Source organism: Bacillus sp. 01N45 (assembly GCF_056399205.1).
This window is the reverse complement of record NZ_JBFTQW010000001.1, coordinates 478557-491201: the sequence shown is the minus strand read 5'-3', so window position 1 is coordinate 491201 and position 12645 is coordinate 478557. Positions and strand designations below refer to the sequence as shown.

Here is a 12645-nt window from a genome sequence, read left to right as displayed (position 1 = left end):
ATCCAAATTATAACATTCAGTAACTTGCAACGCAAGTTACTGAAGTGGAAAACTTTAATGAGTGTTAATTTTTCATCGTTTCCCATACTAACGAGAGGAGGGAAGTATATGAAACCATTTATGCCAAAACTCGTTTACTTTGAACCGAAGGCACTCGAATATCCGCTTGGAAAAGAGCTGTATGAGAAGTTTACGAAGATGGGATTAGAAATTCGTGAAACGACATCCCATAATCAAATTAGAAATTTGCCAGGTGAAAATGACTTGCAAAAGTATCGTAATGCAAAGGCAACACTTGTCGTTGGGGTGAGGAAAACATTAAAGTTTGATACGTCAAAACCGTCAGCTGAATATGCAATCCCGCTCGCAACGGGGTGTATGGGACATTGTCATTATTGCTATTTGCAAACAACACTTGGGAGTAAGCCTTACGTTCGCGTATATGTCAATCTTGATGAAATATTTGAGAAGGCAAAGCAGTATATGGATGAAAGAGCACCAGAAATAACAAGGTTTGAAGCGGCTTGTACATCAGATATTGTTGGAATTGATCATTTAACACATGCATTAAAGCGGGCGATTGAATTCATTGGAGAAAGTGAGCATGGGCGTTTACGTTTCGTTACGAAATATTCGCACGTTGATCATTTATTAGATGCAAAACATAATGGGAAAACTCGTTTTCGATTTAGTATTAATTCACGGTATGTAATCAAAAATTTTGAGCCGGGGACATCACCTTTTGAAGAACGAATTGAAGCAGCTCGTAAAGTAGCAGGTGCGGGTTATCCACTTGGGTTTATAGTTGCGCCACTTTATATGCATGAAGGATGGGAAGAAGGATACCGTGAACTATTTGAGCGACTGTACAATGCGCTAAAAGATTTGTCGATACCGAATTTAACATTTGAATTAATTCAACATCGCTTTACAAAACCAGCAAAAAAGGTCATTCAAGAGCGTTATCCGAATACGAAGCTTGAAATGGATGAAGAGAAGCGCAAATATAAATGGGGACGATATGGCATCGGGAAATACGTATATAAAAAAGATGATGCAGAAGTATTGGAAGAAACGATTAGAGGATATATTCATCACTTTTTTCCTAACGCAGAAATTCAATATTTTACATGAAAAGAACTTGTATTGGAATGCAAGTTCTTTTTTCTTTTAAATATTTAGGCTTGTTTTCAACTTGTCACGTTATTCTTTCTGGTGTATCATTTTATTGATTGCTTCGTACGGAATGAGCAAAATGAAATTGGATGGAGGAAACCGATGCCTACCCCTAGTATGGAAGATTATATTGAACAAATTTATTTGTTGATTGATGAAAAGGGTTATGCCCGCGTATCTGATATTGCTGAAGCGCTGAGTGTACATCCATCCTCTGTAACAAAAATGGTGCAAAAATTAGACAAAGATGAATATCTAATTTATGAAAAATATAGAGGGCTTGTATTAACATCAAAAGGTAAAAAAATCGGAGAGCGTCTCGTATACCGTCATGACTTGCTAGAGCAATTTATGCGTATTATCGGTTTGGATGAAAGTAAAATTTACAATGATGTAGAAGGAATTGAACATCATTTAAGTTGGGAAGCAATTGACCGCATTGGTGATCTAGTGCAATATTTTGAACAAGATGAGATTCGAGTGGAAACACTTCGTGGCGTTCAAAAAGCAAATGAAGAGAAAAGTAATTAAGGGGGAACGTATGTCGTTTCCTTTTTTATTTCAACCGAAAAGGATGGGGAAATTATGAAAGCAATTATTTTTGATTTTGATGGATTAATTGTGGACACAGAAACAATATGGTTTCACTCTTTCAGAGACGCCGTTCGTGAGTACGGTGGGGAGTTACCTTTAGAGGAATTTGCAAAATGTATTGGAACGACAGATGATGTACTATATGCATATTTAAATGAGCAATTAAAAGAGAAGTTTAACAAGGATGCATTAAAAGAAAAAGTGAAAACTTTACATAAAGAGAAAATGAAAATACCAGAAGCTCGTGACGGGGTAAAAGAATATTTAGAGGAAGCGAAAGAAATGGGATTGAAAATCGCATTAGCTTCCAGTTCATCTAGAGAATGGGTTACTTCTTTTTTGGAAGAGCTACAAATTCGAGATTATTTTGAAGTCATTAAAACAAGGGAAGATGTTGAGAAGGTAAAACCGGATCCAGCACTTTATCGAATTGCGATAGAAGATTTAGGGATTGATCCGTCTGAAGCTGTTGTATTTGAAGACTCGTTAAACGGATTAAAAGCAGCGATTGCAGCAGGATTAAAGTGCGTTGTTGTACCTAATGATGTGACACGGAATTTACCATTTGAAAATCATCATCTTCGAATTGAAAGTATGAAAGATAAAAGTTTGAAAGAAGTACTACAAAATATAAAAAAAGACCGTATTTCCTAAAAGGAAGCACGGTCTTTCTTTTTGTTTTTTTTACCTTCAATGACAGTTAAATGAGATTGTTTTCTTTTTCGCTTCAAAGTGGAAGGAGCGCCTTTCTTACCTTTGTCATTAGAAGCGTTTGATTTCAAGAAAGAATTGCTTAGGGGTGCTACATTTTGTTTCCCATGTTTGCGGTTCGATTGTTTCGCTGCACGCTTATAAGAGCTTTGCGAATTTGCAGAACCACTAGAATTTGTAAACATCTTGTATAGCAAATAAAAGATACCGACAACAAGTAACATGTACCCAATATTTCTTAATACACCCATTGGATTTGTAATGACAGATGAGACAAGGCCGAATATTGCTAATCCGATAATAAGCATAACTATAGCGAATGTAAACGAACGACCGTTCATAAGGGACACCTCCTAAAAACATATATTAAAATTAGTATATTAACGATGAGGAAAGGAGTTGAACACCAATTTTAAATAATTATTGTTTGTTTTCTAAACGTAATAATTCTTCAAACGATGCAATGGCTACTTCCACTTGATCATCTGTTGGTTCTTTCGTTGTTAATAGTTGCAGCCATAATCCGGGATATCCAAGTATGCGTAATACTGGAATATCGCGTAATCGATTTGTAAATTGTAACACTTCAAAAGAAATGCCGAGAACGACTGGAATTAATAAAATTCGGTTTACGACTCTGGCCCAAAGTGGATCTGTAGGGACAAGGAAATAAACAAACATTCCAATAATGACTGTAAATATAATAAAGCTACTGCCACAGCGATAATGAAGGCGAGTTTGTTTTTGAACATTTTCTACAGTCATTGGAAGATTATTCTCATAGGCATTAATTACTTTATGCTCCGCACCATGGTACTGAAATACCCGCTTAATAAGTGGGGTTAAAGAAATAAAGTATATATAGCTCAATAATAGCATGAGCTTAATGACACTTTCGACAATGATTTGCCCTGTATGAGAAGGGAAAATCGGTCTCGTTAATTCAGCTAGTAGTGCAGGAACTGCTGTGAAAATGACTTTACCGAATATGAAAGATAAAACGCCAACTGCTGCAACTCCTAATACCATCGTTAATTTCGATTGTTCTTCTTTGTTATTTGCAATTTGTTCGTCTTCTTCTGGGTGGACATCAAATCGTTCTGAAGCAAAGTTTAAATGTTTTGCTCCATTCGCACTTGCATCCACAATAGCGGCAATCCCTCGTAAAAATGGAATTTTTTTCAGGATAGATAATGCTTTATTACGAACGCGTGGTAATCGATAAAATTCAATCGATTTGTCTTTACGACGAACCGCTGTAACAGTATATTCTCTACCGCCAAACATAACTCCTTCTATGACTGCTTGCCCGCCATATATTTGTTTTGACTCTTCTGCCATGTTAACACCAACCTGTATTTGTTTCTCTCTTATGTAGAAAAAGAGGCAATTGTCATACTGGGTTCTGTCATTTTGAAATAAGACAATCACCGAGTTTCCTTTATTTTATCGACAAATACAAGTATATGACAAGGAAAAATGTTACGAGAGTCGGACATTTCTTATTCTTTTTATAGACAAATTTCGCAGTATTTAAACATGGTTCAAAATAGTTTCGGGCATACTATTGAGCGGAGGTGTCGATGTGAGTCAAGAACAATTAGGAACAAGGAATTTTGTACAAATTGGTTTATTTGGTGGAATCTTTTGGGGGGGGATATGGTATTTCCTTCATATATTTTCATTTACGGAAGCAGGACCGAACTATTTACTTTTACCATTTGCCTTTGGAAGCTGGAAAGAAGGGGTATGGGGCAATGTGTCAGGAATTGTTTGTATGGGACTACTTTCGATTTTAATTGCCTTTTTGTATAAAGCGTTTTTGGCAAAGTTTGAAGGAATTATTCCAGGGATGATTTATGGGCTATTTTGGTGGGCGTTACTATTTTTCGGAATGGGATTAATAGCGCCTGCCATTAAAAGTGCACTCCATTTACCGAAAGAAACAATTGTGACGACGATATGTATTTTTATATTGTATGGTGTGTTTATAGCATACTCTGTTTCCTACGCAGTAAATACCAATAAAGCTGAGCGAGAAGGGGAAGAGAAGACAAACTATTCAAATAAGTGACTCCTATGTTAAAATGTTGTATAGATATTTAATATTAAGGAGTTTTAAACATATGAAAAAGGTACTCCTCGTAAACGGTCCTAACCTAAATCGCCTCGGTGTCAGGGAGGTAAATGTATATGGAAAGGGCACGCTAGCGACACTTGAAGCAGATATGAAGCAAGAAGCAGAAACAATGGGAGTGGAGTTAGAATGTTTCCAATCGAATCATGAAGGTGCGATTATCGATCGTATTCATGAGGCGGAAGATATATATGAAGGGATCATTTTAAATCCTGGAGCATTTACGCATTATAGCTATGCGATTCGAGATGCAATTGCGAGCATTTCGATTCCTGTTATTGAAGTACATATTTCTAACATTCACCAGCGTGAGTCGTTCCGTCACGAATCTGTGACGGCAGCTGTTTGTGCGGGACAAATTGTTGGATTTGGTTTTTATGGCTATAAGTTAGCGTTATTTGCATTAATGGAGAAATTGAGGGAGGCATAAAGTAATGGAGAAAATCGAAAGAGTAAGAAGTGCATTTGATGAGGCTGGTATTGACGGTATTTTGTTAACAAATGAACATAGTCGTAGATATATGGCTAACTTCACAGGAACAGCTGGTGTTGTACTGATTTCGAAAAATCGTGCTCAATTTATTACAGATTTCCGTTATGTAGAGCAGGCTAGTAAACAAGCGGTTGGATACGAGATTGTACAGCATGCAGGATTAATCATTGATGAAGTTGCAAAGCAAGTGAAGGAACTGGGAATTCAAAAGCTTGGCTTTGAGCAAGATACTCTTACATATAGTTCTTATTCAGCGCATAAAGAAGTAATCGATGCTGAATTTATCCCAACTTCTGGGCTTGTAGAAAAGTTACGCTTGATAAAGACTGATTCAGAGATTAAGATATTAAAGGAAGCTGCACAGATTGCAGATGCTGCCTTTGAACATATTCTATCATTCATTCGCCCGGGAGTATCTGAAATTGAAGTGTCAAATGAACTTGAATTTTTCATGAGAAAACAAGGAGCAACATCTTCTTCGTTTGATATTATCGTTGCTTCAGGTCTTCGTTCGGCATTACCGCACGGCGTGGCATCTGAAAAAGTGATAGAAACAGGAGATTTCGTTACATTAGACTTCGGCGCTTATTACAAAGGATATTGTTCTGATATTACTCGTACGATTGCAGTTGGTGAACCATCTGATAAATTGAAAGAAATTTATAATATCGTTTTAGAAGCACAATTACGTGGTGTGAACGGTATTAAAGCTGGTTTAACAGGCCGTGAAGCGGATGCGTTAACGCGCGATTACATAACGGAAAAAGGATATGGTGAATACTTTGGACACTCTACTGGTCATGGAATTGGTCTTGAAATCCATGAAGCACCAGGTTTAGCGTTCCGTTCTGATACAGTACTTGAACCAGGAATGGCTGTAACAGTAGAACCAGGTATTTATATTCCAGGTATTGGCGGCGTACGTATTGAAGATGATATCATTGTAACAAGTGAAGGTAATGAAGTAATTACGAAATCACCAAAAGAACTTATTATTTTGTAATATACAGGAGGATTTTTTTACATGATTTCAGTAAACGATTTTCGTACAGGTTTAACAATTTCAGTGGACAATGCCCTTTGGCAAGTAATGGATTTCCAACACGTAAAGCCAGGTAAAGGTGCTGCATTCGTTCGCTCTAAACTACGTAACCTTCGCACAGGATCTGTTCAAGAGAAAACATTCCGTGCAGGTGAAAAAGTAGAAAAAGCACACATCGAAAACCGTCGTATGCAATACTTATACGCGAGCGGTGAGTCTCACGTATTTATGGATAACGGAACTTACGAGCAAATCGAACTTGGTGAAAACCAAATCGAGCGCGAACTTAAATTCCTAAAAGAAAACATGGAAGTATCTATTATGACATACCAAGATGAAGTACTTGGTGTTGAACTTCCGAACACAGTTGAATTAAAAGTGTCAGAAACAGAGCCTGGTATTAAAGGCGATACAGCTTCTAACGTAACAAAACCAGCTACATTAGAAACTGGTCTTGTTGTACAAGTACCAATCTTCATTAACGAAGGCGAAATGCTTATCATCAACACTGGTGAAGGTAAATACGTTTCTCGTGCATAGTAGAAAAGCACTCGTGATCATCACGAGTGCTTTTTTTTATAGGAAATAGGGTAGATAGTAAATAGCAGTGATAATAAAACTAACTAAAACAAGTGAAAGAGTACCCGCCATATATGGAGTGAAAACAATTTGAAATGGTTTTATTTCGCCAGTCTCAACGCCAGTCAGTGTTTTACTTATTGCGTGATCCGTAATGTTGTTTCTATGAGTATTCATAATAATTAACCACATAATTGCAAATATCGCTAAACTACCAAGGAAAAAGGTCTCCATAAATGACCAACCGACCAATTTTGAAAAAAGATAAATAAGAGCTAATTCTACTACGACTGTTAAACTAATTTTTACTACCTTCATATTTTTCCTTCTCCTTTTGTAGGTCTAGCCAATTTAGAAATTTTTCACGTGACACGACATGTAGTACACAAGAAGATTTTACTTCATTCTCTAAGGCAGAATGTTCACCAGGGAATCTATCTTCCACATGCAATGAAATATAAGGCAGTTTTTCTTGTGCTTTTAACGAGCGGACATTATTCGTTTTAGCTCCAGCAAATACGTAGGAAAGTTGTAAGTCCAAAAAAGCAATTTTAAAGATTTCTTTTTTAGCAGCCTCATTATATCCTTTTCCCCAGTATGGATAGCCGAGCCAACTACCAATGTGAGATTGTTTCTTCTCATAATTAATATGTTTAAGTGTGGTGAGACCAATTATTTCGTTTTCTTCATTTACAATCATTCTCGATAAAGACCTCTTTTGGCGCTCTTCTTCTATTGCGAAAAGAAGAAATGCTTTCGTGTCTTCGATCTTTTCTACTTTTATTCCTAATGCATTTTTTACGTGTGGATCACTTGATAGCTTGAAAATCACATTTGCATAGCGTAAATCGAGTGGTACTAAAGTAACGTGTTGCATCGTCTATACCCCTTTTAAATTAAATATACCATAAAATAATAGGAATATTCAGATTTAATAAAAGTGTTAGAGAAAAGTTATGTTTTTAATTCTGAAATAGACAACCCCTGCATATGGTTGTACAAATATATTCTTTTTTGGAATGTAGCAATAGTAACCGTTATGGGAGAAGGTGGGAGAATGAAACAGTGGCTAGCGGCAATGGAAACATCCGTGCTTGTAATGGGGTTACTTCGGTTGTTTTCAGGTAGCGCGGAAATATTCGCCGCTTTGCTTATGCTTTATGTGAATGATGCGAAGAAAGCATTGTTTATAAATGGTATGTTGGCGTTTGTTGGACCGACCGTATTAATTTTAACAATGACAATAGGCATAGCGAGTGTAGCAAGTGAGATTTCTTTCTTGAAACTCTTTTTTCTAGCGCTTGGAATTGGCTGCATTTTTATCGCGTTGTTGAAATAGTAAGTCGAGTATAGTGGGGAGAAGCTGATGAAAGAAGTATTAGAAGTTTTACCGAAAACGATGAAGCAGCTAGTGGAAAGTTGTAAGCAATACGATGCTCTAGAGGAAATTCGTGTTCGAATTGGAAGACCGCTAGAGTGTATTGCTCATGGCGAAGTGTTTTTTTATGACTATATCGTTACAGCAGAGGATGCCATTTACTTATTGAATAAGTTAAGTCAATTCTCAATTTATACGATGGAAGAGGAATTAAAACGTGGGTATGTGACACTTCGAGGAGGACATAGAATCGGCTTAGCTGGAAAAGTCATTACAGAAAAAAGCGCAGTGAAAATGATTCGAGATGTCTCTTCCTTTAATATTCGTATCGCTCGTCAAAAAATAGGAATTGCTGAACCACTTTTGCCGTATTTGTATGAATCACGATGGTTAAACACGATGGTAATTGGCCCACCGCAAACGGGGAAAACAACACTTTTAAGAGATGTAGCACGTTGCATGAGTCAAGGTGTAAGTGCTTCGAAAATTCCTTCTTGTAAAGTGGGGATTGTTGATGAGCGGTCAGAAATTGCAGGCTGCGTGAAAGGTATTCCGCAATATGACTTTGGCACACGAGTAGATGTGTTAGACGCATGTCCAAAAGCTGAAGGAATGATGATGATGATTCGTTCTATGAGTCCAGATGTTTTGATTGTAGATGAAATTGGACGTAAAGAAGATAGTGAAGCAATTATGGAGGCGGTGCATGCTGGGGTTCAGCTTTTTATAAGCGCACATGGATTTTCTTATGATGATGTTGTGAAACGTCCATCACTAAAAGCGGTGCTGGAGCTCGGTATATTTGATAGGTTTGTGGAGCTATCAAAAGCAAGAGGGCCAGGAACAGTTATGCAAGTAAAAGATAAATATGGAAAATCGGTATTACCTCATAGAAAGGCTGAGGGCGTATGGTAAAAATATTTGGTGCAGTGTTAATCGTTGCGGTCAGCACCTTTTTCGGATTTTCATACGCTAAAAGATACAGTGAGAGACCAAGGCAACTTAGATTATTAAAAGCGGCACTTCAATCATTAGAGGCAGAAATTATGTATGGGCACACACCTTTGTCTGAAGCTGCCGAGCGATTAGTGAAACAAATGCCTAAGCCGTTAAATTGGATATTTCAAAGTTTTGCTAGAAGGCTAGAAGGCGGAGAACAAACAGTAAGAGAAGCTTGGATAGATAGTTTGAAAGAAAATTGGAAGCTAACAGCATTTCAACAAACTGAGTACGAAATTTTGCAGCAATTTGGCGAAACGCTCGGACAACATGATCGAGAATCACAACAAAAACATATTCGCTTATGTATTACACATTTAGAGAGAGAAGAAGAGGAAGCGAAAGCATTACAACTGCAATACGAAAAAATGATCAAGAGCTTAGGGGTACTAGCGGGTCTACTTATCGTAATTTTACTGCTATAGGAGGGAGAAAGGCGATGTCCATTGATGTTGGATTAATATTTCAAATCGCCGGAATCGGCATTGTTTTAGCTTTTATTCATACCGTACTAAAAGAATTAAAGCGAGAGGATATTGCAAATTGGGTTATCCTTGTCGGTTTTGTCGTTATTTTATTTCATGTGGCATTTTTAATTAATACGCTATTCGACAAGATTAAGAGTGTCTTTCTCTTCCAGTAAAGGAGGCGGTTCGAATCGAAATTATACAAATTGTCGGATTAGGCCTCGTTGCTACGTTTTTAGCAGCTGTATTGAATCAGCATAAATCTAGCATTACGTCGTTATTTATTGTGTTCGTAGGTAGCGTGATGTTTCTTCTTTTAATTGATCAAATTCACTCTATTTTACAAATGATTGAGAGAGTAGCGAGTGAAGCAAAAGTTAGCAACGTATATGTAGAAACGTTGCTAAAAATTATTGGAATTGCTTATATTGCTGAGTTTGGAGCACAAATTACAAAAGATGCAGGGCAGGGGGCAATCGCTTCGAAAATTGAATTAGCTGGAAAAATCTTGATTTTAGTAATGGCGATTCCTATTTTGACGGTTGTCATTGAAACTATTCTCGGATTTTTACCGACGGGATAAGGGGGAGTGAATGTTGAGGGGGTTTGGAGCTAAGCTGCTATTTGCTTGCTTCCTTTTCTTTTCTTTACCGGTTGTTGTACAAGCTTCTCCTGTAGAAACAAACGTCGTTGATCAACAATTGGATAAGCTCGGAATTGAAGATGTGAAGCAATTTTGGGACGGGCTTGTTACAAAATATGGAGGTTATTTACCAGAGAGTCAAAAAGGTAGTTTTATGGAGTTTGTAAAGGGAGAAAAAGAAATTTCTATAAAAGAGTGGATGCTAGGTTTATTAAAGTATTTATTTCACGAGCTTGTTGCAAATGGGAAGCTGCTGGGAACGCTCATTATGCTTACAATTTTTAGTGCATTGTTGCAATCACTGCAATCTGCATTTTCAAAGAGTAGTGTAAGTAAAATTGCGGATGCAGTTGTATATATGGTACTTATTATTTTCGCTTTAAATAGTTTTTATGTCGTCATGACATATGCAAGAGAAACGATACAAACAATGGTAGATTTCATATTAGCGCTATTGCCAATCTTGCTTGCACTCATAGCAACTGGAGGTGGTGTTGTATCTGTATCGTTTTTTCATCCGATTATCATCTTTTTAATGAACACGAGCGGGCTTTTGATGAATTATATCGTTCTACCACTTTTATTACTTGCAACGATATTAAGTATTGTAAGTACGATGAGTGATCAATATAAAGTTACGAAATTGTCCAAGCTTCTGCAAAATGTTAGCGTTGGGATTATCGGTATTTTTTTAACGATTTTTTTAGGGGTATTATCTGTACAAGGAACAGCGACAGCTGTTGCTGATGGAATAGCTGTGAAAACTGCTAAATTTGTAACAGGGAACTTTATTCCCGTAGTAGGAAGAATGTTTACAGAGGCGGCGGATACTGTTATTAGTGCATCGGGATTATTAAAAAACACAGTCGGAATTATCGGGCTCGTCATTCTATGCTTAATTGTTGCTTTTCCAGCGATTCAAATTTTTTGTATCGCGTTTATTTATAAATTCGCAGCAGCAGTATTACAGCCAGTTGGCAGCGGAGCAATTATTCAATGTTTAGATATTATCGGGCGAAGCATCATTTATGTATTTGCTTGCTTAGCTATCGTATCATTTATGTTCTTTTTAAGTATCACAATTATTATTGCTGCGGGGAACATTACACTTATGATGCGGTAGGAGGTGAAGGGTATGCAATTTGTTACAGAGTGGATTAGAAATATTATCGTTTTTTTACTCTTAGCGACAATGCTTCATCTTATTCTTCCAAATTCAAATTTGCAAAAGTACGTTAAATTCGTTGTAAGTCTATTATTAGTTGTTTTAATCTTAACGCCTCTTTTTAAACTACTGCAAACAGATGTGAATGAAGTAATCGCAAATTTTAATGAAGAGAAGTACGTAGCAGAAGGATCTGTAAAAAATTCAATAGATTCGAAGAAAAAAGAAATACAAGCTCTAACACGTGCATATAGTTTAGAAGAGATGGCTACCAAAATGAAAAAAGAAGTAGGAAAAGAATTCGAGAAAAAGTATGGTATGACAGTCTCTGAAATACAAATAGTCGCAGCGGAAAGTACAGCGGAAGTAAAGTCAGCAAAAGATATTCAAACTGTTGTTGTGACGTTGAAAGAAAAAGAACGTAGTAAAAATGATGCAATCGAAACAGTAAAACCAGTTGAAATTAACACGAAGGAACCTCCGAAAAAAGTAGAAGAAACGAATGTGGAAATGAAAGATTTCTTTTCAAGCAGATGGCAACTAGAGAATAAACAAATCCAAGTTCAAATGGAAGGGAGGACAGGTAGAGTAAATGGACAATAAAGATAAAAATTCGAAGTTCTCATTTTTTCGAAACTTATTGAATGGGGATGAAAAAGAAAGCAATGAGAAGGGAAAAAAGATAACACCTAAGTTTTTACTTGTCCTACTCATACTTGGGATTTTGCTTATGTTTTCTAGTAGTCTTTTTTCAAGTAAAAAAGAAGAAGTACCTGTATTTAAAGAACAAAAAACGCAAAACCAAGAAAAAGACGTACCAACTTTTGGACAAAAAAATAATGATAGTATGTCAAATGTAGAAAAGTATGAAAAAGCGTATGAACAAGAATTAAAAGCAGCTTTAGAAGAAATAGCGGGAGTAAAAAATGTAACGATTAAAGTAAATTTAGATTCATCTGAAGAAAAAATATTAGAAAAAAATACAGTGAAACGCTCACAAACAACAGGTGAAACAGATAAAACAGGCGGTCAGAGGAAAGTAGAAGATGAGTCCCTTGATGAAAAGACCGTCATTATACGTGAAGGGGATAAAGAAACTCCCGTTGTTTTACGAACAGAGAAACCGAAAGTGCGAGGTGTTCTTGTCGTAGCAAAGGGAGTGGATAATATACAAGTTAAAGCGATGGTAAAAGAAGCTGTCATACGGCTGCTAGATGTACCAGCCCATCGCGTTTCAGTTTCACCGAAAAATTGATAGGGA

General features: G+C 36.7%; 19 protein-coding genes. 15 read left to right on the top strand and 4 right to left on the bottom strand.

The window, feature by feature from the left end; translation table 11 throughout:
• Window positions 1–108 precede the first annotated feature (108 nt).
• The 3 genes from splB to AC1DMU_RS02540 all read left to right on the top strand — a co-directional run bounded on the left by splB (window position 109) and on the right by AC1DMU_RS02540 (window position 2424).
• Window positions 109–1134 carry a spore photoproduct lyase gene (splB, locus tag AC1DMU_RS02550; RefSeq protein ID WP_000802100.1) on the top strand — a complete coding sequence of 342 codons (1026 nt, stop codon included), beginning with the start codon at window positions 109–111 and terminating at the stop codon, window positions 1132–1134.
• Between the two features lie 144 nt (window positions 1135–1278).
• Window positions 1279–1707: a transcriptional regulator MntR gene (mntR, locus tag AC1DMU_RS02545; RefSeq protein WP_001143070.1), complete on the top strand. Its 429-nt coding sequence runs from the start codon at window positions 1279–1281 to the stop codon at window positions 1705–1707.
• Between the two features lie 54 nt (window positions 1708–1761).
• Window positions 1762–2424, top strand: coding sequence for an HAD family hydrolase (locus tag AC1DMU_RS02540; RefSeq protein ID WP_048546402.1), 663 nt, complete (start codon window positions 1762–1764; stop codon window positions 2422–2424).
• Here the strand turns inward: AC1DMU_RS02540 and AC1DMU_RS02535 are convergent.
• Together AC1DMU_RS02535 and AC1DMU_RS02530 are read right to left on the bottom strand one after the other, a co-directional pair.
• Window positions 2421–2822 carry an SA1362 family protein gene (locus AC1DMU_RS02535; protein WP_001014467.1) on the bottom strand — a complete coding sequence of 134 codons (402 nt, stop codon included), beginning with the start codon at window positions 2820–2822 and terminating at the stop codon, window positions 2421–2423. The two genes, AC1DMU_RS02540 and AC1DMU_RS02535, sit on opposite strands and share 4 nt — an antisense overlap.
• Window positions 2823–2901: 79 nt before the next feature.
• Window positions 2902–3822 (bottom strand): DUF1385 domain-containing protein, encoded by a 921-nt coding sequence (locus AC1DMU_RS02530; protein ID WP_000807116.1) that lies wholly within the window; start codon window positions 3820–3822, stop codon window positions 2902–2904.
• Window positions 3823–4066: 244 nt separating this feature from the next.
• On the opposite strand from AC1DMU_RS02530, the gene AC1DMU_RS02525 reads away from it, so the two are divergent.
• Genes AC1DMU_RS02525 through efp form a run of 4 tightly spaced genes read left to right on the top strand, consistent with a single transcriptional unit; the run spans window position 4067 to window position 6693 of the window.
• Window positions 4067–4555 (top strand): YqhR family membrane protein, encoded by a 489-nt coding sequence (locus AC1DMU_RS02525; protein ID WP_000076890.1) that lies wholly within the window; start codon window positions 4067–4069, stop codon window positions 4553–4555.
• 52 nt (window positions 4556–4607) lie between these two features.
• On the top strand, window positions 4608–5048 hold the full coding sequence (aroQ, locus tag AC1DMU_RS02520; protein WP_000757087.1) for a type II 3-dehydroquinate dehydratase: 441 nt from the start codon (window positions 4608–4610) through the stop codon (window positions 5046–5048).
• 4 nt (window positions 5049–5052) lie between these two features.
• Window positions 5053–6114 carry a Xaa-Pro dipeptidase gene (gene pepQ, locus AC1DMU_RS02515; protein WP_048562330.1) on the top strand — a complete coding sequence of 354 codons (1062 nt, stop codon included), beginning with the start codon at window positions 5053–5055 and terminating at the stop codon, window positions 6112–6114.
• 21 nt (window positions 6115–6135) lie between these two features.
• Window positions 6136–6693 carry an elongation factor P gene (gene efp, locus AC1DMU_RS02510; RefSeq protein ID WP_000626521.1) on the top strand — a complete coding sequence of 186 codons (558 nt, stop codon included), beginning with the start codon at window positions 6136–6138 and terminating at the stop codon, window positions 6691–6693.
• A 36-nt stretch (window positions 6694–6729) separates the two neighbouring features.
• On the opposite strand, the gene AC1DMU_RS02505 is transcribed toward efp, so the two are convergent.
• On the bottom strand, window positions 6730–7050 hold the full coding sequence (locus AC1DMU_RS02505) for a hypothetical protein (protein ID WP_088064392.1): 321 nt from the start codon (window positions 7048–7050) through the stop codon (window positions 6730–6732).
• Complete coding sequence (locus AC1DMU_RS02500) at window positions 7031–7609, bottom strand: GNAT family N-acetyltransferase (RefSeq protein WP_001165002.1); 579 nt, start codon at window positions 7607–7609, stop codon at window positions 7031–7033. The genes AC1DMU_RS02505 and AC1DMU_RS02500 overlap by 20 nt, the downstream gene beginning before the upstream one ends.
• Window positions 7610–7789: 180 nt before the next feature.
• On the opposite strand from AC1DMU_RS02500, the gene AC1DMU_RS02495 reads away from it, so the two are divergent.
• Genes AC1DMU_RS02495 through spoIIIAG form a run of 8 tightly spaced genes read left to right on the top strand, consistent with a single transcriptional unit; the run spans window position 7790 to window position 12639 of the window.
• Entirely contained in the window at window positions 7790–8071 is a 282-nt protein-coding gene (locus AC1DMU_RS02495) for a YqhV family protein (RefSeq protein WP_000816054.1), read from the top strand.
• A gap of 27 nt (window positions 8072–8098) precedes the next feature.
• Window positions 8099–9025 carry a stage III sporulation protein AA gene (gene spoIIIAA / locus AC1DMU_RS02490; RefSeq protein WP_088064391.1) on the top strand — a complete coding sequence of 309 codons (927 nt, stop codon included), beginning with the start codon at window positions 8099–8101 and terminating at the stop codon, window positions 9023–9025.
• The gene (gene spoIIIAB / locus AC1DMU_RS02485) at window positions 9019–9534 is read left to right on the top strand and encodes a stage III sporulation protein SpoIIIAB (RefSeq protein WP_000238693.1); all 516 of its coding nucleotides are present in this window, start codon (window positions 9019–9021) and stop codon (window positions 9532–9534) included. Before spoIIIAA ends, spoIIIAB begins: the two co-directional genes overlap by 7 nt.
• Before the next feature lie 14 nt (window positions 9535–9548).
• On the top strand, window positions 9549–9752 hold the full coding sequence (gene spoIIIAC, locus AC1DMU_RS02480) for a stage III sporulation protein AC (RefSeq protein ID WP_000020914.1): 204 nt from the start codon (window positions 9549–9551) through the stop codon (window positions 9750–9752).
• 23 nt (window positions 9753–9775) lie between these two features.
• Window positions 9776–10159 (top strand): stage III sporulation protein AD, encoded by a 384-nt coding sequence (spoIIIAD, locus tag AC1DMU_RS02475; RefSeq protein WP_079998460.1) that lies wholly within the window; start codon window positions 9776–9778, stop codon window positions 10157–10159.
• A gap of 10 nt (window positions 10160–10169) precedes the next feature.
• On the top strand, window positions 10170–11342 hold the full coding sequence (gene spoIIIAE / locus AC1DMU_RS02470; RefSeq protein WP_000943696.1) for a stage III sporulation protein AE: 1173 nt from the start codon (window positions 10170–10172) through the stop codon (window positions 11340–11342).
• Between the two features lie 12 nt (window positions 11343–11354).
• Entirely contained in the window at window positions 11355–11987 is a 633-nt protein-coding gene (spoIIIAF, locus tag AC1DMU_RS02465) for a stage III sporulation protein AF (RefSeq protein WP_001161039.1), read from the top strand.
• Window positions 11977–12639 (top strand): stage III sporulation protein AG, encoded by a 663-nt coding sequence (spoIIIAG, locus tag AC1DMU_RS02460; RefSeq protein ID WP_087985167.1) that lies wholly within the window; start codon window positions 11977–11979, stop codon window positions 12637–12639. The genes spoIIIAF and spoIIIAG overlap by 11 nt, the downstream gene beginning before the upstream one ends.
• Window positions 12640–12645: the final 6 nt, after the last annotated feature.

Excerpts from the sequence above, each read along its gene's own strand:
- splB (WP_000802100.1), top strand. The coding sequence starts at position 109 with ATGAAACCATTTATGCCAAAACTCGTTTACTTTGAACCGAAGGCACTC.
- mntR (WP_001143070.1), top strand. The coding sequence starts at position 1,279 with ATGCCTACCCCTAGTATGGAAGATTATATTGAACAAATTTATTTGTTG.
- AC1DMU_RS02540 (WP_048546402.1), top strand. The coding sequence starts at position 1,762 with ATGAAAGCAATTATTTTTGATTTTGATGGATTAATTGTGGACACAGAA.
- AC1DMU_RS02535 (WP_001014467.1), bottom strand. The coding sequence starts at position 2,822 with ATGAACGGTCGTTCGTTTACATTCGCTATAGTTATGCTTATTATCGGA.
- AC1DMU_RS02530 (WP_000807116.1), bottom strand. The coding sequence starts at position 3,822 with ATGGCAGAAGAGTCAAAACAAATATATGGCGGGCAAGCAGTCATAGAA.
- aroQ (WP_000757087.1), top strand. The coding sequence starts at position 4,608 with ATGAAAAAGGTACTCCTCGTAAACGGTCCTAACCTAAATCGCCTCGGT.
- pepQ (WP_048562330.1), top strand. The coding sequence starts at position 5,053 with ATGGAGAAAATCGAAAGAGTAAGAAGTGCATTTGATGAGGCTGGTATT.
- efp (WP_000626521.1), top strand. The coding sequence starts at position 6,136 with ATGATTTCAGTAAACGATTTTCGTACAGGTTTAACAATTTCAGTGGAC.
- AC1DMU_RS02505 (WP_088064392.1), bottom strand. The coding sequence starts at position 7,050 with ATGAAGGTAGTAAAAATTAGTTTAACAGTCGTAGTAGAATTAGCTCTT.
- AC1DMU_RS02500 (WP_001165002.1), bottom strand. The coding sequence starts at position 7,609 with ATGCAACACGTTACTTTAGTACCACTCGATTTACGCTATGCAAATGTG.
- AC1DMU_RS02495 (WP_000816054.1), top strand. The coding sequence starts at position 7,790 with ATGAAACAGTGGCTAGCGGCAATGGAAACATCCGTGCTTGTAATGGGG.
- spoIIIAA (WP_088064391.1), top strand. The coding sequence starts at position 8,099 with ATGAAAGAAGTATTAGAAGTTTTACCGAAAACGATGAAGCAGCTAGTG.
- spoIIIAB (WP_000238693.1), top strand. The coding sequence starts at position 9,019 with ATGGTAAAAATATTTGGTGCAGTGTTAATCGTTGCGGTCAGCACCTTT.
- spoIIIAC (WP_000020914.1), top strand. The coding sequence starts at position 9,549 with ATGTCCATTGATGTTGGATTAATATTTCAAATCGCCGGAATCGGCATT.
- spoIIIAE (WP_000943696.1), top strand. The coding sequence starts at position 10,170 with ATGTTGAGGGGGTTTGGAGCTAAGCTGCTATTTGCTTGCTTCCTTTTC.
- spoIIIAF (WP_001161039.1), top strand. The coding sequence starts at position 11,355 with ATGCAATTTGTTACAGAGTGGATTAGAAATATTATCGTTTTTTTACTC.
- spoIIIAG (WP_087985167.1), top strand. The coding sequence starts at position 11,977 with ATGGACAATAAAGATAAAAATTCGAAGTTCTCATTTTTTCGAAACTTA.